The sequence below is a fragment of the Streptomyces sp. NBC_01433 genome, assembly GCF_026340105.1.
In the GTDB taxonomy this organism is placed as follows: Bacteria; Actinomycetota; Actinomycetes; order Streptomycetales; family Streptomycetaceae; genus Streptomyces.
Genome location: NZ_JAPEPM010000001.1, coordinates 5609108 through 5631683 on the forward strand (window position 1 = coordinate 5609108; position 22576 = coordinate 5631683).

Consider the following 22576-nt stretch of genomic DNA (forward strand, 5'->3'; position numbering starts at 1 on the left):
GTCACGGGTCCAGGGATGGTGATCACGAATGGTTCGATTTCCCTTCGGGTAGGGTCTGTGGGTAAGGCAGGTTCCACTTGCCCGGCCCCCCCGACCGCCTCTTTGGAGGAACATACGAAAGCGGGGGTCTTTTGCTGTGTCTTCGTGGAAACGACCTGCACCGTTTCGTATGAAAAAATGAGTGTTATGCGTTTTCTTGAGCCGGGCACCGGTCGTTACACAGAGTCCCCGTCGGTCCCTTACGACCTCACGTACGACGATGTCTTCATGGTCCCGGGCCGCTCGGCGGTCGGATCCCGCCAGGCCGTGGACCTCGCCTCACCCGACGGCACCGGCACCACCATCCCGCTCGTCGTCGCGAACATGACCGCGATCGCGGGCCGCCGGATGGCGGAGACCGTCGCCCGTCGCGGCGGTCTCGTCGTCATCCCCCAGGACATCCCGATCGAGGTCGTCACCGACGTCGTCACCTGGGTCAAGACGCGCCACCTCGTCCTCGACACGCCGATCGTGCTGGCCCCCGGCCAGACCGTCGCCGACGCCCTGTCGTTGCTGCCCAAGCGCGCCCACGGCGCCGGTGTCGTCGTCGACGCGGAGCAGCGGCCAGTCGGTGTCGTCACCGAACACGACCTGACCGGTGTCGACCGTTTCACCCAGCTGTCCGAGGTCATGACCAAGGACCTGGTGCTGCTCGACGCGGACATCGACCCGCGCGAGGCGTTCAACAAGCTCGACGGAGCCAACCGCAAGCTCGCCCCCGCGGTCGACGCGGACGGCAGGCTCGTCGGCATCCTCACCCGTAAGGCCGCACTGCGCGCCACCCTCTACACCCCGGCCACCGACGCCGCGGGCAAGCTGCGCATCGCCGCGGCCGTCGGCATCAACGGCGACGTCGCGGGGAAGGCCAAGCAGCTCCTGGACGCGGGCGTGGACACACTCGTCGTGGACACCGCGCACGGTCACCAGGAATCCATGATCAGCGCGGTCAGGGCCGTCCGGGCGCTCGACCCGAAGGTGCCGATCGTCGCGGGCAACATCGTCGCCGCCGAGGGTGTGCGCGACCTCGTCGAGGCCGGCGCGGACATCATCAAGGTCGGTGTCGGCCCCGGCGCCATGTGCACCACCCGGATGATGACCGGCGTGGGCCGCCCCCAGTTCTCCGCCGTCCTGGAGTGCGCCGCCGAGGCGAAGAAGTACGGCAAGCACGTCTGGGCCGACGGTGGCGTCCGGCACCCCCGCGATGTCGCCATGGCCCTCGCCGCCGGCGCGTCCAATGTGATGATCGGCTCCTGGTTCGCGGGTACGTACGAGTCGCCCGGCGACCTTCAGCAGTCCGCCGACGGCCGCTACTACAAGGAGTCCTTCGGGATGGCCTCGGCGCGCGCCGTGAAGAACCGTACGTCGGAGGAGTCCTCGTACGACCGCGCCCGCAAGGCGCTCTTCGAGGAGGGCATCTCCACCTCGCGGATGTTCCTGGACCCGACCCGTCCGGGCGTCGAGGACCTGATCGACTCGATCATCGCGGGCGTCCGCTCCTCCTGCACGTACGCCGGTGCCGCCTCCCTGGAGGAGTTCGCCGAGAAGGCGGTCGTCGGGGTGCAGAGCGCGGCCGGTTACGCCGAGGGCAAGCCGCTCCACGCCAGCTGGAGTTGATCCCGCGCGATCCGCGACACGCCTGCCCCTCCCGGTGGTTCACACCGGGAGGGGCAGCTGCGTTACGGGTGGTCGAACGATGGCCGGAAAGTGTCCGTTTCCTGCCGCCCGGAGAGTCTTTGACGCGCTTCAAGTCCGTTGAGATATAAGTAATATGAAGCGCAATCAGCTGCCTTTCTCTCCGTGGTAAGGGATCTCATGTCCTTCTTCACCGATCTGGCCCATCAGTTCATCGACGGTGAGTGGAGGCCGGGGAAGGGGTCCTGGGACATCATCGACTTCAACCCGTACAACGGGGAGAAGCTCGCCTCGATCGCCGTCGCCACGGCCGATGAGGTGGACCAGGCCTACCGCGCGGCGGAGCGGGCCCAGCAGGCGTGGGCGGACACCAACCCGTACGCCAGGCGGGCCGTGCTGGAGAAGGCCCTGCGGATCGTCGAGGAGCGCGAGCCGGAGATCAGCGAGGCGATCGTCGCGGAGCTCGGCGGCACCCGGCTGAAGGCGGCCTTCGAACTGCATCTGGCCAAGGAGTTTCTGCGCGAGTCCATACAGCTCGCGCTGCGGCCCGCCGGGCAGATCCTCCCCTCGCCGACCGAGGGCAAGGAGAACCGCGTCTACCGGGTGCCGGTCGGCGTCGTGGGTGTCATCAGCCCCTTCAACTTCCCCTTCCTGCTCTCGCTCAAGTCGGTCGCCCCCGCGCTGGCACTGGGCAACGCCGTCGTCCTCAAGCCGCACCAGAACACCCCGGTCTGCGGCGGCACCCTGCTGGCCAAGGTGTTCGAGGACGCGGGGCTGCCCGCCGGACTCCTGAACGTCGTGATCACCGACATCGCGGAGATCGGCGACACCCTCCTGGAGCACCCCGTTCCGCAGGTCATCTCGTTCACCGGGTCGGACAAGGTCGGACGGCACGTGGCCACCGTGTGCGCGGCCAACCTCAAGCGGGCCGTCCTCGAACTGGGCGGCAACAGCGCGCTGATCGTGCTCGACGACGCCGATGTGGACTACGCCGTGGACGCGGCGGTCTTCAGCCGTTACGTGCACCAGGGACAGGTCTGCATGGCGGCCAACCGGATCCTGGTCGACCGTGCGGTGGAGCGGGAGTTCACCGAGAAGTTCGTCGCCAAGGTCGCGTCCCTGACGGTCGGCGACCCGGCCGACCCCGCGACGCAGATCGGCCCGCTGATCAACGCCTCGCAGGCCGAGGCCATCTCCAAGCTCGTCGACCAGACCGTCGCGGCCGGTGCGACGGCCCTGCTGCACGGCCGGGCCGACGGCAACGTGGTCAGCCCGTCGGTGCTGACCGGCCTCGCCGCCGACTCGCCCGTCCTGCACCAGGAGATCTTCGGGCCGGTGGCCCTGCTGGTGCCCTTCGACGGTGAGGACGAGGCGGTCCGGATCGCCAACGACACCCCGTACGGGCTGAGCGGCGCCGTCCACACCGGCAACATCGAGCGCGGGGTGCGGGTCGGGCAGCGCATCCACACCGGCATGATCCACATCAACGACGGCACCGTCCACGACGAGCCCATCGTTCCGTTCGGCGGCGAGAAGAGCTCCGGTCTCGGACGGCTGAACGGCGAGTCGATGATCGAGGCGTTCACCACCCAGAAGTGGATCTCGGTACAGCACGGCCGCTCGCAGTTCCCGTTCTGACCGGTCACCCGCTGCGCCGGGCGCGCCCGGAACGGGCGCCTCATGGTCTACTGCGGGGGCGGCGCCGCCGCCCCCGCAGCAGTCCCATCGCAGAGAAGTGAACCGCCCGACGTGCGCCTGAACGACCTCGACGAACGCATCGTCCACGCCCTCGCCGAAGACGCCCGGCGCAGCTACGCCGACATCGGCGCGATCATCGGGCTCTCCGCCCCCGCGGTGAAGCGCCGCGTGGACCGGCTGCGCGCCGAGGGAGCGATCACCGGGTTCACCGTGCGGGTGGACCCGGCGGCGCTGGGGTGGGAGACCGAGGGGTTCATCGAGATCTACTGCAGCCGCAACACGTCGCCGGAGGCGATCAAGCAGGGACTCGCCCGGTATCCGGAGGTCGCCGCCGCCTCCACGGTGACGGGGGACGCCGACGCGCTCGTACAGGTCTTCGCCGCGGACATGCGCCACTTCGAGCAGGTGCTGGAGCGGATCGCCGGGGAGCCGTACGTGGAGCGGACGAAGTCGGTGCTGGTGCTGTCGCCCCTGCTGCGGCGCTACTCGGCGGGGCCGCCGCCCGCCTGACGCCCCTCGGGCCGGGCCGCCCTGAGCCCCCCGCTGCCCCAGCCGCCTCCCGCAGCGCGTCCGGGTTCCGGGTTCCGGGGGCGTCTCAAGGGTGCTCCGTCCGCAGCCGCCGGACCGATGGGGACCGCCGGACGTGCCCTCTGTGCCGAGACCCACGTCACCCTTCTGACCTGCGACGATGCCGCGCGCAATAAATCACCGCGCCACGCCCGTCACGCGCAACGAATCGACGGTGGACGCGCAACGGTCGCGCCTTGTCCGGGGTGATCGCCGCCCCGTACCTTCGATATGTCTCCCCACCCCGTCCCACCCCGCCCGAGGTCAGCCATGCCGCCGTTGCGTACCGCCCTGCTCCAGAGCTCCGGCCGGCCCGGTGCCGTGGACGAGAACCTGAAGGTGCTCGACGAGGCCGCCGGCCGCGCCGCCGCGGCCGGGGCACGGCTGCTGGCCGGCCCGGAGATGTTCCTCACCGGATACGCCATCGGGGATGCCGTTCCCCGGCTGGCCGAGCCCGCCGACGGCCCCGGCGCACAGGCCGTCGCGGACATCGCCCGGCGGCACGGACTCGCCGTTCTGTACGGCTACCCGGAGCGCGCCGGTGAACTGATCTTCAACGCGGCGCAGCTCATCGGCCCCGACGGAACCCCGCTGGCGAACTACCGCAAGACCCATCTCTTCGGCGGCTTCGAGCAGGAGTGGTTCACCCCCGGCGAGCGGCCCGTCGTCCAGGCCGAACTCGACGGTGTCCGCATCGGCCTGCTCATCTGCTACGACGTCGAGTTCCCGGAGAACGTCCGGGCGCACGCCCTCGCCGGAACCGACCTGCTGCTGGTGCCCACCGCCCAGATGCACCCGTTCCAGTTCGTCGCCGAATCCGTCGTGCCGGTACGGGCCTTCGAGAGCCAGATGTATGTGGCGTACGTCAACCGGACCGGCCCGGAAGGCGCGTTCGAGTTCGTCGGGCTGAGCTGCCTGGCCGGGCCCGACGGCACCGTGCGGGCCCGCGCCGGACGCGGCGAGGAACTGATCGTCTCCGACGTGGACCCCGCGTTCCTGAGCGCCTCGCGCGCCGCCAACCCGTATCTGCACGACCGCCGCCCCGGTCTGTACGGCTCCCTCGCCTGAGCCCGTCCCCTCTTCTTTCCGTACCCGCAAGGAGTCCGTACCCCATGACGTCCACGGTGCCCAACGCCGTCCAGCACACCGACGCGGCCCCGCCGATCACCATGTTCGGGCCGGACTTCCCCTACGCGTACGACGACTTCCTCGCCCACCCGGCGGGCCTCGGCCAGATTCCCGCGACCGAGCACGGGGCCGAGGTCGCCGTCATCGGCGGCGGGCTCTCCGGCATCATCACCGCGTACGAGCTGATGAAGATGGGCCTGCGGCCCGTCCTGTACGAGGCCGACGAGATCGGCGGCAGGCTGCGCACCGTGGGGTTCGACGGCTGCGACCCCGCGCTGACCGCCGAGATGGGCGCCATGCGCTTCCCGCCGTCGTCCACGGCGCTCCAGCACTACATCGACCTCGTGGGACTGGAGACCCAGCCGTTCCCCAACCCGCTCTCCCCGGCCACGCCGTCGACCGTCGTGGACCTGAAGGGCGAGTCGCACTACGCCGAGACCATCGCCGATCTGCCGCAGGTCTACCGCGATGTCATGAACGCCTGGAACTCCTGCCTGGAGGAGGGCGCCGACTTCTCCGACATGAACCGGGCGATGCGCGAGCGCGATGTGCCGCGCATCCGGGAGATCTGGGCGAAGCTCGTCGAGAAGCTCGACAACCAGACCTTCTACGGGTTCCTCTGCGACTCCGACGCCTTCAAGTCCTTCCGGCACCGGGAGATCTTCGGTCAGGTCGGGTTCGGCACCGGGGGCTGGGACACCGACTTCCCCAACTCGATCCTGGAGATCCTGCGGGTCGTCTACACGGAGGCCGACGACCACCACCGGGGGATCACCGGCGGCAGCCAGCAGCTGCCGCTGCGTCTGTGGGAACGCGAACCGCAGAAGATCGTCCACTGGCCGCTCGGTACGTCACTGGCCTCGCTGCACGGCGGCGAGCACCGCCCCGCCGTGACCCGGCTCAACCGCACCGCCAAGAACGGCATCACCGTCACCGACGCCACCGGGGACATCCGCACCTTCCGCGCGGCCGTCTTCACCGGGCAGTCCTGGCTGCTGCTCTCCAAGATCGACTGCGACGACGCGCTCTTCCCCATCGACCACTGGACGGCGATGGAGCGCACCCACTACATGGAGTCGTCCAAGCTGTTCGTCCCGGTCGACCGGCCGTTCTGGCTGGACAAGGACGAGACCACCGGCCGCGACACCATGTCGATGACGCTCACCGACCGGATGACCCGGGGCACGTACCTCCTGGACAACGGCCCCGACGAGCCCGCCGTGATCTGCCTGTCCTACACCTGGTGCGACGACAGCCTGAAGTGGCTGCCGCTCTCCGCGAACGAGCGCATGGACGTCATGCTCAAGTCGCTGGGCGAGATCTACCCGAACGTCGACATCCGCAGCCATGTCATCGGCAACCCGGTGACGGTCTCCTGGGAGAACGAGCCCTACTTCATGGGGGCGTTCAAGGCGAACCTGCCCGGCCACTACCGCTACCAGCGGCGCCTGTTCACCCACTTCATGCAGGACCGGCTGCCCGCCGACAAGCGGGGGCTGTTCCTCGCGGGCGACGACATCTCCTGGACGGCCGGATGGGCCGAGGGCGCCGTACAGACCGCGCTCAACGCCGTGTGGGGCGTGATGACCCAGTTCGGCGGTGCCACGGACGCGACGAACCCCGGCCCCGGCGACGTCTTCGACGACATCGCCCCGGTCGAGCTTCCGGAGGACTGACCGCCCCTCAAGGGGCGGGACAGCACTTACGCGGGCCGGCAGACGCTGCGCTGCCGGCCGAGGCCCGAGATCTCGACCTCCATCACATCCCCGGCGGCCAGATACGGGAAGCGGCCGGACAGCGCCACACCCTGCGGCGTACCGGTGTTGATGATGTCGCCGGGCTCCAGCACCAGGTACTGCGACAGATGGTGCACCAGATGCGCCACGCTGAAGATCATGTCGGCGGTACTGGAGTCCTGTCGCGGCTCCCCGTTGACGTGACTGCGCAGCCGCAGCCGCTGCGGGTCACCCACCTCGTCGGCCGTCACCAGGACCGGGCCGAGCGGGTTGAACGTCGCGCAGCTCTTGCCCTTGGACCACTGGCCGCCCGACTCCTCCAGCTGGAAGGCGCGCTCGGACACGTCGTTGCTGACGGCGTACCCCGCGATGTGCGCGGCGGCATCGGCGGGGGAGCCGAGGTAGGAGGCGCGGCGGCCGATGACGACGGCCAGCTCCACCTCCCAGTCGGTCTTCTTCGAGCCGCGCGGGATCAGGACGTCGTCGTACGGGCCGACGACCGTGTTCGGCGACTTGTAGAAGAGGATCGGCTGCTCGGGCGGCAGCGCACCCGACTCCGCCGCGTGGGCCGCGTAGTTCTGGCCGATGCAGAGCAGGGCCGAGGGACGCGCGACGGGCGGCCCGATCCGCTGCCCGGTGATGTCGGTCTCCGGCAGCTTCGGCTCGTCCGGGATCAGATAGGGGTTCTCGGCGAGCGCGGCGAGAAAATCGCCGTCGATGTCGCCGGTGATGCCCGACAGGTCGTAGTGGCGGCCTTCGGGGCAGACGAGCACCGGGCGTTCGGAACCCGGCTCGCCGACGCGCATGAGACGCATGGGGTGAACTCTCCTGGGAGTGAAGGGGGGGTGGGGTGGGCGCGTGGCCGGAGCTCGGTGCAGCCACTGTGGCCGGGCCTCGGCCACAGCCGCCGTGGCCGGAGCCTCAGCGCAGCCGTACCAGGGCTTCGGCCGTGACGGCGTGCACCGGGGGACGGCCGTCCAGCAGCCGCAGCACCTCGTCGACGGCGCTCGCGCCCAGCCGCTGCCGGCACTCGACGCTGCCCGCCGCCTGGTGCGGGGTGAGCAGCACATTGGGCAGGGACCGGAAGGGATGAGCGGTGGGCAGCGGCTCCGCGTCGAAGACGTCGATCGCCGCGTCCAGCCGGCCCGAGGCCAGCTCCGCGAGGAGCGCGTCCTCGTCGACCAGCCAGGACCTCGCGGTGTTCACCAGGCCCGCGCCGTCCGGCATCAGCGCCAGCTGCTCGGCGCCGATCATCCGGTGCGTCTCCTCCGTCACCGGGGCGTGCACCGCGACGATCCGGCTGCGGGACAGCAGCGTGGGAAGGTCCACGGACTCCACACCGAGGTCCGCCGCGTCCGCCGGGGACAGGAACGGGTCGCTCACGCTCACCCGCGCCCCCATCGCCCGCACCATCGCGATGTACGCCCGCCCGGTGCGGGAGGCGCCGATCACCCCGATCTCGCTGCCGTGGATCTCGTGACGCGGCGGCGCCTCGCTCGCGACCGCCCACTCGGCGCCGCCCCGAAGGGCGTGGTCGAAGCGCTGGATGCGGTGGAGCAGGGAGAGGGTGAAGGCGAGGGCCACCTCCGCCACCGGCCGCCCCATCTCGTCCCCGGCCTGGGTGACCCGGATGCCGCGCCGGAACACCTCCTCGGTGACGTACGGGGCGACCGCCGACCCGGTGTGCGCGACCAGCTCCAACCGGTCCGCGACATCGAGGAGTTCGGGGTCCGCCCGCGGGCTGCGCCACGACGTGACGAGCGCGCGGGCACCGGGCATGGCCGCGAGCAGGGCGGCCCGGTCCCGGTGCTCGTCCAGGACGGTGAGATCGGCCGCCTCCTCCAGGGCCCGCCAGACCTCGGCGGTGAAGAACTGGGCGCGCAGGTGCGGGGGTACGGAGACGACCACCCGGGAGCGGTCGGCAGGATCAGGAGAGCCAGGCATCGAGGTGCTCCGCAACGAAGGCGTCATCGGTCAGCCAAGGGTATGCCTGGGCCACCCGGGTGATCTCCTCGGCCTGTCCCGGCGACAGCGTCTCGGCCGGATCCAGGCAGCGGATGTTCGCCAACAGGTCCTGGCGGTGCAGGACTTCATGTACTCCGGCGATGCAGCCGCGGAACGCGCCGCGCACATCGAAGACCGCGCTGTTGGCGTCGGTCAGCTCGGTGCGACGGGCCAGGCAGCGCACCATCGCCGTGTGGTCCCCGGCGCGGGCCGCCCGCACGTCGTCCAGGAGCGTCACGGCGGAGCTCGTCCAGACGGCCCACTGGCCCAGGAGCCCGCCCGCGAACCAGCGCCGCGTGCCGTTCGCCGTCTCGTACGGGGTGAGGAGGTCACCGATGATGTCGTCGTCGTTGCCGGTGTAGAGCGCGACCTCGTCCGCACGGTCCGCGGCGGCCACGGCCCGTACGACATCGGCGGTGCGATAGCGGTCGAACGGGGCCGTCTTCACCGCGACGGTGGACGGCAGGTCGGTGAACGCCGACCAGAATCCCGGCGACAAGTAGCGTCCGCCGACGGCCTCCTGGAGGTAGAAGCCGATGACCGGCAGCACCTCGCCGACGGCACGGGCCCGCTCCAGCAGGCCCTTCTCGTCGGCGCCCGGCACCGCGGGGCTGAGCAGCACCGCGTCGTAGCCGAGGGCGGCGGCGGTCTCGGCCTCGGCGACGGCCTGCGCGGTGTAGCCGCAGGCTCCGGCGACCTTGACGAACGGGCGGCCGGCCTCCGCGTCGATGGTCTCGGCGGCCAGTTCGAGGACCGGGCGCAGCAGTCCGACGCCGGGCTCCCGGATCTCGAACTGGGTGGTGTGTACGGCGACGGCCACGCCACCCGCTCCGGAGGCGAGGTAGTAGCGGGTCAGCGCCCGCTGGCGGCGCTCGTCGAACGTACCGTCCGCGTGCAGCGCGAGCGGATGGGCGGGGATCACCGCACCGTGGGCGAGCGCGTCCAGCGCGGGCGTGGAGGTGGCGGAGGACGCGGACACGGGGGAGGACGCGGACACAGGAGAAGGAGTGGACATGGGGTGGATCAGAACCTTCCGTCGCGGACCTGGAACTTGGTGGGCTTGCCGGAGAGCGGCAGCCCGCGGCGCAGCCAGTCGGCCTGCCAGGCGACGAGGGTCCGCAGCGTCACGTCCGGGTAGCCGAACAGCGCGTGGCAGCGGCTCGCGTCGGAGAGCAGCGCGGTCGGTGCCTCGGCGCCCGCGAACACCGGCTCCCGGTCGAACTCCTCGCCGAACCAATGGGCCAGGCGACGGACCGAAGCGGTCTCGGGGCCGGTGAGGTTGAGGGTGAACGCCGCACCGGCGGTGGCGTGCGGCAGGGAGCGCAGGGCGACCTCGTTCGCGTAACCCTGCCACACCACGTTGGCGTGACCGGTCGTCACATCCACCGGCTCGCCCGCCGATACGCGTGAGGCGATGTCGGCGAGCACGCCGTAGCGCAGGTCGACCGCGTAGTTGAGGCGGATGTTGGCGACCTTCGTGCCACGGGTCAGCGCGGCGTGTTCGAAGACGCGCTCCCGGCCGAGGCAGGACATCGCGTACTCGCCCACCGGACCCACCGGGTCGCTCTCCGTGCAGCCGCCGGAGGAGACCGGGACCAGGGGGTACACATTGCCGGTGGAGAACGCGGCGATCCGGGCCCCCGGCCAGCGGTGCGCCACCCGGTCCGGCATCGCGGCGTTCACGGCCCAGGCGTGCGAGGGCGCCCCGGCCGAACCGAACTTGGCGCCGACCATGAAGACGATGTTCCCGGCCTCGGGCAGCTCGCCGAGGTCGGCGGCCGGGTCCATCAGGTCGAAGGCGACGGTGGAGACGCCCGCGGCCTCCAGCTCATCGGCGGCCGCCCTGTCCGACCAGCGGGACACCGCGTACACGGTGACGTCCGTCCGGTCCGCGGCGTCCAGGGCTCGGCGGGCCAGCCGGCACAGGCTCGGCCCCATCTTGCCGCCGGCGCCGAGCACCAGCAGGTCGCCCTCCAGCCCGGCGAGGTCGGCGATCAGTGCGGGGGAGGGGGTGGCGAGCCGCTCTTCGAGCGCGGCCTCATCGGTGAACATGCGTGGCTATCCCTTGATTCCGGACGCGGAGACGCCCTCGGTGAAGTAGCGCTGGCCCACCAGGTACGCGGCGAAGATGGGCACGAACGCGATGACGGAGCCGGAGAGCACCACATTCAGCGGAACGTTCTGCTGCTGGAGCGAGGCGATACCGACGGTGAGGGTGCGCATATCGGTGGACTGGCCTATGACCAGCGGCCACAGGAAGTCGTTCCAGTGCCACAGGAAGACGAAGACACCGAGCGTGGCGAGGATCGGCTTCAGCAGCGGCAGCACGATCCGGTAGAAGATCTGCCACTCGCTGCACCCGTCGAGCCGGGCGGCCTCGAACAGCTCGTCGGGCAGCCCCTGGATGAACTGCCGCATCAGGAAGACCGCCTGGGCATTGGCCAGGGTCGGCACGATCAGACCCCAGTAGGTGTCGACGCCGCCCATCTTCGCGATCATCGCGAAGGTCGGGATCATCGTGACGTGGTACGGGACCATCACCATCGACAGGAACGACCAGAACATCGCCTCCCGGCCCGGGAAGCGCTTCTTGGCGAACGCGTACCCGGCCAGTGAGGCCAGCAGCAGCACACCCACGACCGAGACGACCGAATAGATCAGGGTGTTGAACAGCCAGCGCGGCACGGCCTGGGCGTTCATGACGGTGTCGTACGCCTCGCCGGTCAGCGGCCACGGCAGCAGACTGCCGGGGAACTCGACCGCCGCGGACGGCTTCAGCGAGAGCACGACCATCGCGTAGAACGGGAAGATCGTCACGATCGCCGCCACGGTCAGCAGCGCGCCGCGGGCGATCCGTCCGGCCGGGGTTGCGCGCATGCCGTGCGGGACGGTGTCCTGCTCGGACTGCTTGCGCAGCTTGCGCTCGGCGCGGCGGCCGGCCCGGTCGCCGCCCGCGGGCGCCAGGGGCGCGGCCGGTGCCTTCTCGGTGTCCACAGGGCTTGCGGTCATGGTCACTGGTCCTTCCCGATCACGAGCCGCTGGATCACGGCCACCACCACGGTCAGCACGAAGAGCGCGACGCCGATGGCGGCGGCGTAACCGAGGTCGAAGTACTTGAAGCCCGCGTCGTAGAGCTGGAAGACGAGCGTGTAACTCGCGTTGGCGGGGCCGCCGCCGGTCATCGTGTAGACGGCGTCGAACACCTGGAAGGAGGCCGTCGTCTCGATCACCGCGAGGAAGAACAGGGCGGGCCTGAGCTGCGGCAGCACGATGTAGCGGAAGCGCTGCCAGGGCCCGGCGCCGTCCGTGAGGGCGGCCTCCTCCAGCTCACGCGGGATGTCCTGCATCCGGGCGAGCAGAATGAGCATCCCGTACCCGAAGCGGGACCAGACACCGACGATCGCGAGCGCGGGCAGCACCAGGACGTCGTCGGAGAGCCAGGAGCCCTCGGACATCCCGAACCAGCCCATCAGGGTGGACCACGGGCCGCCGGTCGAGAAGATCCAGACGAACACGGTGGCGGCCAGCACCAGCGAGGTGACGACCGGCAGGAAGAACACCGAACGGAAGAACTTTGCGCCCCGGAAGGCCCGGCGGGTGATCAGCGCCAGCGAGACGGACGCGATCAGTGTGCCGGGCACGGCCAGCACGGTGTAGAGGACGGTGACCTTCAGCGCCTGCCAGAACAGCGGGTCGTCCCAGAGGCGGGTGAAGTTGTCGAGCCCTATGAAGCTGCCGCCGCCGGTGAGCGAGTAGTCCGTGAAGCTCATCAGCACACCGGCGACGCCGGGGCCGAACCGGAAGGCGAGGAAGAGCAGGAAACACGGAAGGACGAAGAGCAGGCCGATCCGGGCCTCGCGGCGCGCCTGCGGCCCGCTGCGACGGCCCCGGCGGGTGGGTTCCGCGACGACTGCCACGGGGATCTCCTTGCGGTACGGGGAAATTGCGGGGGTGTACGGTCCCGGCGCGATGCCGGGAGGGGCGGGGTCCGGGTCCGGCCCGGACCCCGCTGTCACGGGCTAGCGGCCGAGCATCGCCTGGGCGGCCTTCGCCGAGTCGTCGAGTGCCTGCTGCGGGCTCTTCTTGCCCAGCAGCGCCGCCTGGATCTCCGGCGCCAGCACCCCCATGACCTCGCGGGACTTGTCCTCCAGCGGGCCCACGGTCATGCTCGGCAGCGTGTCGCCGACGGCCTTCTGCAGGGCGTCGCCGGGGTAGAGGTCGCCGCCGGACCTACGGGCGGGGAAGTAGCCCGCGCCCGTCTGGAGGCCGGCCGCGTTCTTCGACTCGGCGACGAAGTTCAGCCAGTCGCCGGTGTTCTTCTTGTCGGCGCCCTTCAGCATCGACAGGGCGCCCACGGTGCCGTAACCGATGGACTCGGTCTCCTTCAGCGGCGGCTGGACGACGATGTTCTCCTTGCCCCAGAAGGGCTCGACGTCGGCCGGGGTGTTCTGCCAGGTACAGGCGACCTTGCCCTTGGCGACCGGGGTCTGTTCCAGCTTCGGCGTCGTGGTGACCAGGTCCCTGTCGGTGTAGCCGCCCTCGACCAGCTTCTTCAGGTACGTCAGCGCCTTGACCCCGGCGGCGTCGTTGAACGTGACCTTCTTGCCGTCCTCGGAGAAGACGTCGCCGCCCGCCTGCCACAGCAGCGGGTAGAAGGTCATGTTCAGCGTCTGCTGGGTGTCACCGCTGTAGCTGGTGGCGTAGAAGCCCTTGTCCTTCAGCTTCGGGGCCAGTGCCTCCAGCTCCGCCCAGCTCGTGGGGTAGGAGGTCTCACCGATGGCGGAGAACACCCGCTTGTCGCAGATCAGCGGGTTGGCGCTGGTCAGGACCGGGGTGCCGAGCTTCTTGCCGTCGTACTCCACGGACTTGAGCGCGAAGTCGGTGTAGTCCGCCTCGGCACCGGCCGGCATGTAGTCGTCGGCCGGGACGATGTTCTTGGCGTACTTGGGCAGCTGGTCCGGGATGAGGTAGACGGCGTCCGGGCCCTTGCCGGAGGCGATCGCGGTGGCCAGCGCGGTGTCGCGGTTGGCCCAGGGGAAGGTCTCCACCTTCACGGTGACGCCGGAGTGCTCCTTCTCGAACGCCTTGACGAGACCGTCCCAGTAGGCCTTGTTCTTGGCCTCGTCGAAGATGACGGGGTAGGTCCACATGGTGACGGTGTTGCCGTCGCTGTCGCTGGAGCAGCCGGCCAGCACACCGGTGGCCAGCGCGGTGGCGAGGACCGGGGCGGCGAGGGCACGGACTCTGGAACGGCGCTTCAGAACACGGGACATGAGGGAGTCCTCCGAGGACGTGAGGGTGGTGCCGGGACAAGGGGGTGTCATGCGAGGGGCACCTGCTGGACGGTGCCGGTGTGGCGGGCGCGTTCGGCGGCGAAGGCCGCCAGATGGCTGCCGAGCGAAGTGGCGGGGCCGGAGCGGACGGCCCCGGCATCCCCGGTGGCGACAGCGGTGACGAACGCCTCGACCAGCGCGGCGTCCCCGCCGCCGTGCCCGTCGGCCGCGTTCGAACCGGACTCGCCCAGTTCATGGACGGTTGTGGCGCCCGTCCGGAAGTCCTGCACGGTGACCCGCTCACCGTCACCGCGCAGCCAGCCGTGCGAGCCGAAGATCCGGGTCTGCCGGTGGGTCTGCTCGGTGAACGCCACCATCTGGAAGGTCGCGGTCACCCCGTCCGTCAGCTGCATGGCGATGACCTGGTGGTCGACCACGTCGTTGTCGCCGCGGTAGGCGCAGACGCCGTACGGGCCCTCCCGCAGCGCCTGCACCAGCCCGGCCTCGTCCGTCGCCTCGGTGACATGGGTGACCGGCCAGACCGCGCCCTTCTCGCGCAGCGTGGGCATGTACAGCTTCAGCGCGCTGTACGGGCAGTCGGACTCCACCGCGCAGTCCAGACAGCGGTCGGCGGACCCGGCCGGGGCGTTCTCCGGCCGGAAGTGCTTCAGCCCGCCGAATCCGGTGACCTGCTCGATCCGGCCGCCCATGACATAGGTGATCCAGTCCAGGTCGTGGCAGGACTTGGCGAGCAGCATCGGGGACGAGTCCTTCTCGCTGCGCCACGGGCCACGCACATAGCTGTGCGCGTAGTGCCACCAGCCGACCGGCTCCAGGTGGTCGAGGGAGACCAGCTGGCCGAGGACGCCGGAGTCCACCACGCCCTTCACCAGGTCGGTGTAGGGCGTGTACCGCATGACGTGGCAGACGGCGAAGAGGACTCCGGCCCGCTCCACGCCCTCGACGATCCGCCGGGTCTCGTCCTCGGTCGGGGCGAGCGGCTTCTCGGCGAGGATCGCGTACCCGGCCCCGGCCAGGGCCAGTACGGGCTCCAGATGGAAGCGGTCCTGGGTGGCGACGATGACGGCGTCGGCGACGCGGTTCTCGACGAGCGGCCGCCAGTCGTCGAATTCGACGGGGGCGCCCGCGGCGGCCCGCGCGGCCGGACGCGGGTCGGCGACGGCGACGAGTTCGGCGCGCTCCGGGTGGGCCTTGATCCACTCGGCGTACGTCAGACCGCGGTTACCGGCGCCGACGAGGGCGACCCGTACGGGCCGGCCGGTGATCGGGGTATGCGTGGACACGGGGATTACCTCCTCGGACTCAGTGGTCGGGGCGCTCAGAAGCGCAGATTGGCCGCGGTGTGGGCGACGCGGTCGCCCTCGTCGGGCAGCGCGGTGCGCTCGGTGCCGTTCTCGACGCAGCCGGTGTGCAGCAGATGGCTGTCGGAACCGGCGAAGGCCGCGGGCCGCAGGTCGAGCCCGCCACCGGTGAAGGTGCACCCGGTGGCCCGGTAGCGGTTGGGGCCCTCGGCGAGGCGCAGATGGGCGGTGCCCCCGGGGGCGGTGGAGTCGAGCCCGGTCAGCTGCCAGTCGACGGCCCGGCCGGCTCCGGTACGGGAGAGGAGCGCGCCGTCCTTGTTGGTGCCGTTGATCCGGGTGCCGTCGGCCCGCAGCCGTTGGTCCTTCGCCGAGGTCAGCTTCAGTCCCGTGTCGCGGAGTTCGCCGCCGAGCACCGTGATGTCCGTGTGCGCGAGGGAGACGGGCGCGGTGTCCTTCGAGCCGGACAGCGTGCACTGGTCGAGCACGAGGGGCCCGGTGCCGTTGAACACCGCGCCGTCGACGCCCTTGAGCACGGTCCGCGCGATCGTCACCGGGGCGGAGACACTGGCCTGGGTGATCTCGGCACCCGCGGCGAACGCGAACGAGGAGTCGGCGATCACATTGGGGCGGGTGGAGAGGTCCGAGGCGCGGGAGACGATCAGCGGACCGGTGGCGGTGCAGCCGCGCAGTTGCACACCGTCCGCGTTGACCCAGAGCATTCCGGAGCCGGCGAGCGACTTCTTGCCGACGACGAGCACGTCCTCCAGGGTCAGATCGGTGATCTTGACCCGGGCCACGAACCAGGAACAGGAGTGCCTGCGGACCGTGATCCGCTTGGCCCTGCCGCCCCACGCGGCACCGGAGTTGGCGAACGTCATCAGCCCGGAGTTGCCGGTGTAGACGAGATCGTGCTCGAACTGACCGTGCGTCACGAACGGGCCCTCGTCGTCACCGTCGCCGTGGCAGTTGGTCACGTAGCAGTAGGCGGAGGCCGTGAAGTCGTTGAGGTGACGGGCGTTGGAGGTGTGACAGTCCTCCACGTGCCCGTACAGGCAGTAGATCTGCTGGGTGAGGTAGCCCGCCCCGCCGTAGGTGACGGACTTGGGGTTGGTCAGCGAGCACTGCTCGGTGCGGTAGTAGGTGCACCAGCGGCGCATCACCACCGGCCAGAAGGTGCCGATGGCCTCGATCCCGGAGACGTCGCAGCGCACCGCGTACTCGTACGCGACCGGATGCGAGCCGGTCATCTCGTCCTCGCCCCAGCCCTGGAAGACCATGTTGCGGACGTGGGCGCGGTCGACGGGCTCGATACGGGTCCAGCTCAGGGTGCGCCCCGCGGCCAGGTCCCAGCCGATCTGGTAGTTGACCCGGATGTGCGTGGCGTCGACGATCCCGGTGACCTGGACGAGCCGCTGGATCTCCTTCTCGTACTTCCCCGCCAGCGCGTCGGTCTCCACGGCCCACCACTGGCCGACCGCGAACTTCCCCGAGTCGCCGACCTCGAAGAGGTCGGACAGGTCCGGCATCGGCGCGCCCAGCTTGTGGGTGTGCGTGGTGTCGGTGGTGGTGCCGCGGAAGGAGAGGACGGCGCCGAAGGGGTTGTCGTGGGTGTTCTTCTCGATGCCTTCGGTGTGGATGTGGTGTCCGCCGAAGTCGAGTTCGATGTGGGAGCGGGTGAAGAGGTGGCGTCGGGTGAACAGGAGGTCGGTGTGGGCTTCGATGCGGTGGATGGTGAGGTCGTGGACCATCGCGTCGAGTGCGGTGTCGGCGGGGGTTGTGGCGTCGAAGTGTCCGAAGGTGCGGAAGTCGACGGTGCCGGTGTGGAGCTGGTGCCAGCGTCCGGTGGTGGGGTTCTTGGCGGGGGTGATGACGGTGCCGCCGTTGTGGGGGGCTTTGGAGGTCCTGTTCCAGCGGACGGTCATGGCTCCGCCGTCGGCGGGGGTGTGGTGGCCGGCGACGAGGACCACGGTGCCCTCGGTGAGGTGTTGGGTGTTCAGGGCGCGCAGTGCGGTGACGGTGTCGACGCGGGTGATGTCGGCGGCGTGTCCGGGAGCGGCCTGCGCGGAGCCGGAGGCCACGGCCGAACCGGCCATGACCAGACCGGCGAGACCCGAGGCCCGCAACAGACGACGGCGGCTGGACTGCGCGGGAGTGGGACTGGTGGGAACGCTCATGCGGACTTCGCCTTCCGAGAAGTGCCGAAAACGAGGGAGCGTTCCTGCGGGGGACTGCCATGAGGCGGATGGCTCAAAAGGGTCCGGCCGTCGGATGTCCACGACACGATGGGCAGGTGTCGGAAGCGGGCCGGAAGGGGTAAATCACCGGTGACCTGTGGGTGTCACCGGGGTTGGCAGGGAACCTACGGCCGGTGATGCCGATCGGTCAAGACCTGATCGCGTCGGAATCGTCCCGGGTGGCGTCGGAGGAGTCCTCCGCCGCGTCGTCGATCCAGCCCAGCGACCGGCTGATCCGCCGCGCCGCGTCGCGTACCTGGCCTCCCAGTTCCTGGTAGCGCCAGGCCGGCAGGCCGAGCTTCAGTCCGGTGATGCTGACCGCGCCCGCGCACACCGAACGGTCGTCGAAGACCGGTGCGCCGATGCAGATGATGCCCTCGGCGTCCTCCTCGTCGTCCAGGGCGTAGCCGACCCGGGCGATGTCGCGCAGGTGGGACAGGAACGTGGCCGGATCGGTGATGGTCCGTGCCGTGCGGCGGGGCAGTCCGAACCGCTCGATGACCGCGGCGGCCTCGCTCTGCCCCACGGCGGACAGCAGGGCCTTGCCCAGGCCCGTGCAGTGCGGCAGCTCGCGCTGGCCCATCCGCAGGTCCAGCCGGACCCGCTGGTCGAGCTCGACCTGGTCCACCACCACGGCGTGCCCGTCCTCTGGCACGGCGAGCCGCGAGGCCATGCCGGTGAGGCCGGTGAGGTCACGCAGGACCGGGTGGGCGACACCGCGCAGGGACACCTGGGAGCGGGCCCGGTCGCCGAGCCTGGCCAGGCTCATGCCGAGCCGGTAGCGCCGGTTCATTCCCTCGCCGTCGTCCGAGACGAGGCCGTAGGCGCGCAGGGTCTGGAGCATGCCGAAGGCCGCGCTCTTGGAGATGGAGCAGACCTGGCCGACCTCGGTGACGCTCAGGCCGTTCCCCTGCGAGGGAGTGGCGAGCGCTTCGAGGATGTCCGCTGCCCTGGCCACGCTCTTGACCCAGTACTTCGGTTCTTCTTGGGCAGCACTGTTCGTCATAGCAGAACAGCGTAGTGCCTGTCGGGGTTCGGCTGGGCCCTTCGTGACCGTGAAGGTCCTATGAGGGCCCAGGAAAGGCCAGTAATCGGCGTTCTGTTGTCCGGAAGGGGGTTGACCGCCCTCGGGGGCGGACGTAATATCCAGGCACTGTTCTGCTCTACAGAACAGTGTTTTGAAAATCTGAGACGCAGCAACACGAGCACCACGGATCACCCTCTTCCTGCGGCGACTGCCGGGCGGATGGCGCCAGGGACTCACGGGCCGGGCAGGGTCCGCGAAAACCGACGACTCTCGACGCAAGGAGCAAGCACCATGAGTTCAGGCCCGGTGGGCAACGAATCCGGAGCCCGACTCGCCGAGCGCGCCCGCCAGGTCGTACCCGGCGGCGTGAACAGCGGTCAGCGCAGCGTTCCCGGACTGACCGACCTGGTGGTCACCGGCACCGACGGCGCGCGGTTCCGTACCGCCGACGGACGCGAGTACACCGACTTCCACTCGGCGTTCGGCCCGCCGCTGCTCGGCCACAACGACCCCGACGTGGCCCGCGCCACCGCAGAAGCGGGCGCCACTCTCGGCCACATGGGCGTCGGCGTCACCGAGGGCGAGGTCCTCCTCGCCGAACAGCTCACCGAGCTGATCCCCTCGATCCAGAAGGTCCTGCTCACCAGCACCGGCAGCGAGGCCACGTTCCACGCGCTGCGCGTCTCCCGCGCCGCCACCGGCCGCCGCCTCGTCGTCAAGTTCCAGGGCTGCTACCACGGCTGGCACGACTCGGTCAGCCTCAACGTCATCTCCGCCCCGGACAAGGTCGGCGGCCACGACCCGATCTCCACCGGCATCCTGCCCGAGGTCCTCGAAGCCACCCTCGTCCTGCCGTTCAACGACAGCGAGGCCGTCCGCCGCACCTTCGCCGAGCACGGCTCCGACATCGCCGCCGTCATCGTCGAACCCGTCCCGCACAACGTCGGCGCCCTCCTGCCGTACCAGGAGTTCCTCACCACGCTGCGCGAGGAGACCACCAGGGCCGGCAGCATCCTGATCTTCGACGAGGTCATCACCGGCTTCCGCCACAGCATCGGCGGCTGGCAGCAGATCTCCGGCGTCACCCCCGACCTCACCACCCTCGGCAAGGCCATCGCCAACGGCGCCCCCGTCGGCGCGATCGGCGGCCGCGCCGACCTGATGGACCTCTTCTCCACCCGCCCCGGCGCCCCCGCGTTCTTCGCCGGTACGTACAACGGACACCCGTCCGTCGTCGCCGCGGCGCTGGCCACCCTGCGCAAACTCCGCGAGGAGCCGGTCCACGACCATGTCTTCCGGCTCGGCGACCGCGTCCGTACCGAACTGACCGCCCTGTACGGACGCCTCGGCGTCCCGGCGGTCGTCACCGGATACGGCTCCGTCTTCGTCAGCTACTTCATGCCGGGCGAGGCCCCCCGTACGTACGCCGACCTCCTGAACAACGACGCCTCGCTCTTCGTCGGCTACCGCCGCAAGCTGCTGGACCACGGCCTGTTCGAGCTGCCGCTCAACCTCAAGCGCAGCCACATCAGCTACGCGCACACCGACGCCGACGTCGACCGTCTGATCGAGGGCACCGAGGCGGCCGTCACCGCGGTCCTCGCCGAGGGCGGCGCCCGCGACCTGGAGAACACCTCCACCATGGGCGGAGCGACCCTCTGATGCTGACCGTCAACCGCACCCGCCCGGCCGGCCCCGCCGGACGGATCACCCGCGTCGAGACCCTGATGCTCGGCACCTCCTGGCGGGACTTCGGCTACGTCCGGGTCCACACCGACGAGGGCCTCAGCGGCATCGGCGAGATCACCCACCCCTACCGGGTACGTGAGGTCTGCGCCCTCACCGAGGCGATCGCCCGGCGGCACCTCATCGGCGCCGATCCCTTCGACATCGAGGAGCTCTGGCTCCGCGTCTACCAGGGCGACTTCCTGCGCGGCGGCGACATGGGCGGCGTCGCCCTGTCCGGCCTCGACCAGGCCATGTACGACCTGATGGGCAAGGCGCTCGGCGTGCCCGCGTACCGCCTGACCGGCGGCGCCTGCCGCGACACCGTACGCGTCTACGCCAACGGCTGGTACACCGGCGAGCGGGAGCCCGAGACCTTCGCGGCCAAGGCGAAGGAGACCGTGGCCAAGGGCTTCACCGCGCTCAAGTTCGACCCGTTCGGCCCCGGACTGCACGAGCTGGAGCGCGCCGAACTGCGCCGCTCCATCGACCTCGTGGCCGCCGTCCGCGAGGCCATCGGCCCCGACACCGACCTCTTCATCGAGGGCCACGCCCGCTTCGCCATGCCGACCGCGGCACGGCTGGTGCGCGAGCTGGAGCCCTTCGACATCGGCTGGTTCGAGGAGCCGATGCCCTGGACCCACATCGAGCGGTACGCGGAACTGCGTCAGCGCGCCGCCTTCCCGATCTCCGGCGGTGAGCACTTCCACAACCGCTACGAGTACAAGCAGCTCTTCGCCACCCACGCGGTCGACATCATCCAGCCCGACCTGTCGATGGCCGGCGGCTTCACCGAGGTGAGGAAACTGGCCGCTATCGCCGATACCCACGGCATGCTCGTCGCCCCGCACAACTCCAACTCGCCGCTCTGCACCACCGTCTCCGTCCACGCGGCGCTCGGAATCCCCAACTTCAAGATCCTCGAAACCTTCGACGGGCTCCTGGAGCCCTTCGTGTTCGACGCCCTGAAGGGCACCCTGCCGATGGCGGACGGCCACATCGGCCTGCCGACCGCCCCCGGTCTCGGAGTCGAACTCGTCGACGAGGTCTTCGAGGAACACCCGCCCAGCCACCGCTTCTGGAACATGTTCGCGGACGGCTGGGAGAAGCGGAACCGGACATGATCATCGACGTCCACTCGCACCTCTTCCGGCACAGCCACGACTTCACCGAACCCTTCAGCTCCGACTCCGCCCGCGCCCACGAGGGTGAGGTCGACCTGACGGTGAAGTGGGAGGACTACGCCGCCACCGCGCCCGCGTCCACCCGCACCGTCGTCGTCGGCGGCAAGGCCCGCCGCAGCGGACTCTGGGTCGACGACGCCGCCGTGGCGTCGTACGTAGGGAAGCACCCCGACCGGCTGATCGGCTACCTCTCCCTCGACCCCACCCAGCCCGGCTGGCAGGACGAACTCCGCTACGGCCACCAGGAGCTCGGTCTGCGCGGCATCAAACTGATGCCGATGTACGCGGGCTTCGACCCGGCCGCCGAGGAGTACGACGAGCTGTACGCCTACGCCGAACGGCACGGGCTGCCGCTCCTCGTCCACACCGGCACCACCTTCGTGTCGAACGCCCCGCTGGAATGGGCGATGCCGCGCCACCTGGACGCGGTCGCCATCCGCCATCCGGAACTGCGCATGGTCCTCGCCCACCTCGGCCACCCCTTCGAGGGCGAGTGCATCGCGGTGATCCGCAAGCACCCGCACGTGTACGCGGACATCAGCGCCCTGCACTACCGGCCCTTCCAGCTCTGGCACAGCCTGCGGCTGGTCCAGGACTACGGGGTCTTCGACAAGGTGATGTTCGGCAGCGACTACCCGTTCACGACGGTCGACGACTCGGTGAAGGGGCTGCGGGAGATCGCCCGCATCCCCGGCATCCCCGGGCTGCCGCCCCTCGACGCGGACAAGGTGGAGGAGATCATCCACCGCCCGTCGCTGGACCTGCTGGGCCTGAACGGCTGACCGGGCCGTTCCCCGAACGGCCGGACCGTATCCGACGGCCCGCCGTTTTTCCCCCCGAACGGCCGGACCGCACCCTGCGGCCCGCCGTTCCCTCCGACCTGTCGGCCTGGAGCCGGGACGCCCCCCGTCCCAGGGCACCGGCCGGCAGCAGGGCCGCCGCGCTCCCTTCCCTGGTCCGGCGCGGCGGCCAACCTCCCCGTACCACTCCGCCTGGAGGAACCCGCC

At 70.2% G+C, this 22576-nt stretch carries 18 protein-coding genes; 8 read left to right on the forward strand and 10 right to left on the reverse strand.

Features of this window, described 5'->3' with window-relative positions; translation table 11 throughout:
- The first annotated feature begins 186 nt into the window (after positions 1–186).
- From OG413_RS25275 to OG413_RS25295, 5 genes are all read left to right on the forward strand, one after another.
- Positions 187–1653: a GuaB1 family IMP dehydrogenase-related protein gene (locus OG413_RS25275; RefSeq protein ID WP_266808988.1), complete on the forward strand. Its 1467-nt coding sequence runs from the start codon at positions 187–189 to the stop codon at positions 1651–1653.
- A gap of 198 nt (positions 1654–1851) precedes the next feature.
- Positions 1852–3309 carry an aldehyde dehydrogenase family protein gene (locus OG413_RS25280; RefSeq protein WP_266808990.1) on the forward strand — a complete coding sequence of 486 codons (1458 nt, stop codon included), beginning with the start codon at positions 1852–1854 and terminating at the stop codon, positions 3307–3309.
- Between the two features lie 111 nt (positions 3310–3420).
- The gene (locus OG413_RS25285; RefSeq protein WP_266808992.1) at positions 3421–3879 is read left to right on the forward strand and encodes an Lrp/AsnC family transcriptional regulator; all 459 of its coding nucleotides are present in this window, start codon (positions 3421–3423) and stop codon (positions 3877–3879) included.
- Between the two features lie 327 nt (positions 3880–4206).
- Positions 4207–5004, forward strand: a complete 798-nt coding sequence (locus OG413_RS25290) for a carbon-nitrogen hydrolase family protein (RefSeq protein ID WP_266808994.1) — start codon at positions 4207–4209, stop codon at positions 5002–5004.
- A gap of 44 nt (positions 5005–5048) precedes the next feature.
- Entirely contained in the window at positions 5049–6740 is a 1692-nt protein-coding gene (locus tag OG413_RS25295; RefSeq protein ID WP_266808996.1) for an NAD(P)/FAD-dependent oxidoreductase, read from the forward strand.
- 26 nt (positions 6741–6766) lie between these two features.
- Here the strand turns inward: OG413_RS25295 and OG413_RS25300 are convergent, their stop codons facing one another.
- From OG413_RS25300 to OG413_RS25345, 10 genes are all read right to left on the reverse strand, one after another.
- A complete protein-coding gene (locus OG413_RS25300; RefSeq protein WP_266808998.1) occupies positions 6767–7615 on the reverse strand; it encodes a fumarylacetoacetate hydrolase family protein in 849 nt (282 codons plus the stop codon).
- Between the two features lie 106 nt (positions 7616–7721).
- Positions 7722–8744, reverse strand: coding sequence for a hydroxyacid dehydrogenase (locus OG413_RS25305; protein ID WP_266809000.1), 1023 nt, complete (start codon positions 8742–8744; stop codon positions 7722–7724).
- Positions 8728–9819, reverse strand: coding sequence for a dihydrodipicolinate synthase family protein (locus OG413_RS25310; protein WP_266809002.1), 1092 nt, complete (start codon positions 9817–9819; stop codon positions 8728–8730). Before OG413_RS25310 ends, OG413_RS25305 begins: the two co-directional genes overlap by 17 nt.
- Positions 9820–9827: 8 nt before the next feature.
- On the reverse strand, positions 9828–10856 hold the full coding sequence (locus OG413_RS25315; protein WP_266809004.1) for an NAD(P)-dependent oxidoreductase: 1029 nt from the start codon (positions 10854–10856) through the stop codon (positions 9828–9830).
- A 6-nt stretch (positions 10857–10862) separates the two neighbouring features.
- Positions 10863–11813, reverse strand: a complete 951-nt coding sequence (locus OG413_RS25320) for a carbohydrate ABC transporter permease (protein ID WP_266809005.1) — start codon at positions 11811–11813, stop codon at positions 10863–10865.
- Positions 11814–11815: 2 nt separating this feature from the next.
- A complete protein-coding gene (locus OG413_RS25325; RefSeq protein WP_266809006.1) occupies positions 11816–12721 on the reverse strand; it encodes a carbohydrate ABC transporter permease in 906 nt (301 codons plus the stop codon).
- A gap of 102 nt (positions 12722–12823) precedes the next feature.
- Positions 12824–14077 carry an ABC transporter substrate-binding protein gene (locus OG413_RS25330; protein ID WP_266809007.1) on the reverse strand — a complete coding sequence of 418 codons (1254 nt, stop codon included), beginning with the start codon at positions 14075–14077 and terminating at the stop codon, positions 12824–12826.
- Between the two features lie 47 nt (positions 14078–14124).
- Positions 14125–15381, reverse strand: a complete 1257-nt coding sequence (locus tag OG413_RS25335; RefSeq protein WP_266809008.1) for a Gfo/Idh/MocA family protein — start codon at positions 15379–15381, stop codon at positions 14125–14127.
- A gap of 35 nt (positions 15382–15416) precedes the next feature.
- On the reverse strand, positions 15417–17573 hold the full coding sequence (locus OG413_RS25340) for a peptidase C14 (RefSeq protein WP_266809010.1): 2157 nt from the start codon (positions 17571–17573) through the stop codon (positions 15417–15419).
- A gap of 208 nt (positions 17574–17781) precedes the next feature.
- A complete protein-coding gene (locus OG413_RS25345) occupies positions 17782–18639 on the reverse strand; it encodes an IclR family transcriptional regulator (protein ID WP_266809011.1) in 858 nt (285 codons plus the stop codon).
- Between the two features lie 312 nt (positions 18640–18951).
- Here OG413_RS25345 and OG413_RS25350 point away from each other — a divergent pair, with 312 nt between their 5' ends.
- Genes OG413_RS25350 through OG413_RS25360 form a run of 3 tightly spaced genes read left to right on the forward strand, consistent with a single transcriptional unit; the run spans position 18952 to position 22351 of the window.
- Positions 18952–20322, forward strand: coding sequence for an aspartate aminotransferase family protein (locus tag OG413_RS25350; protein ID WP_266809013.1), 1371 nt, complete (start codon positions 18952–18954; stop codon positions 20320–20322).
- Positions 20322–21509 carry a mandelate racemase/muconate lactonizing enzyme family protein gene (locus tag OG413_RS25355; RefSeq protein ID WP_266809015.1) on the forward strand — a complete coding sequence of 396 codons (1188 nt, stop codon included), beginning with the start codon at positions 20322–20324 and terminating at the stop codon, positions 21507–21509. The genes OG413_RS25350 and OG413_RS25355 overlap by 1 nt, the downstream gene beginning before the upstream one ends.
- A complete protein-coding gene (locus tag OG413_RS25360) occupies positions 21506–22351 on the forward strand; it encodes an amidohydrolase family protein (RefSeq protein WP_266809017.1) in 846 nt (281 codons plus the stop codon). The genes OG413_RS25355 and OG413_RS25360 overlap by 4 nt, the downstream gene beginning before the upstream one ends.
- The last annotated feature ends 225 nt before the right edge of the window (positions 22352–22576 follow it).

Coding starts and splice junctions, on each gene's coding strand:
- OG413_RS25290 (WP_266808994.1), top strand. CDS start 4,207: ATGCCGCCGTTGCGTACCGCCCTGCTCCAGAGCTCCGGCCGGCCCGGT.
- OG413_RS25280 (WP_266808990.1), top strand. CDS start 1,852: ATGTCCTTCTTCACCGATCTGGCCCATCAGTTCATCGACGGTGAGTGG.
- OG413_RS25355 (WP_266809015.1), top strand. CDS start 20,322: ATGCTGACCGTCAACCGCACCCGCCCGGCCGGCCCCGCCGGACGGATC.
- OG413_RS25305 (WP_266809000.1), bottom strand. CDS start 8,744: ATGCCTGGCTCTCCTGATCCTGCCGACCGCTCCCGGGTGGTCGTCTCC.
- OG413_RS25350 (WP_266809013.1), top strand. CDS start 18,952: ATGAGTTCAGGCCCGGTGGGCAACGAATCCGGAGCCCGACTCGCCGAG.
- OG413_RS25360 (WP_266809017.1), top strand. CDS start 21,506: ATGATCATCGACGTCCACTCGCACCTCTTCCGGCACAGCCACGACTTC.
- OG413_RS25315 (WP_266809004.1), bottom strand. CDS start 10,856: ATGTTCACCGATGAGGCCGCGCTCGAAGAGCGGCTCGCCACCCCCTCC.
- OG413_RS25295 (WP_266808996.1), top strand. CDS start 5,049: ATGACGTCCACGGTGCCCAACGCCGTCCAGCACACCGACGCGGCCCCG.
- OG413_RS25275 (WP_266808988.1), top strand. CDS start 187: ATGCGTTTTCTTGAGCCGGGCACCGGTCGTTACACAGAGTCCCCGTCG.
- OG413_RS25330 (WP_266809007.1), bottom strand. CDS start 14,077: ATGTCCCGTGTTCTGAAGCGCCGTTCCAGAGTCCGTGCCCTCGCCGCC.
- OG413_RS25310 (WP_266809002.1), bottom strand. CDS start 9,819: ATGTCCACTCCTTCTCCTGTGTCCGCGTCCTCCCCCGTGTCCGCGTCC.
- OG413_RS25340 (WP_266809010.1), bottom strand. CDS start 17,573: ATGAGCGTTCCCACCAGTCCCACTCCCGCGCAGTCCAGCCGCCGTCGT.
- OG413_RS25300 (WP_266808998.1), bottom strand. CDS start 7,615: ATGCGTCTCATGCGCGTCGGCGAGCCGGGTTCCGAACGCCCGGTGCTC.
- OG413_RS25320 (WP_266809005.1), bottom strand. CDS start 11,813: ATGACCGCAAGCCCTGTGGACACCGAGAAGGCACCGGCCGCGCCCCTG.
- OG413_RS25345 (WP_266809011.1), bottom strand. CDS start 18,639: ATGACGAACAGTGCTGCCCAAGAAGAACCGAAGTACTGGGTCAAGAGC.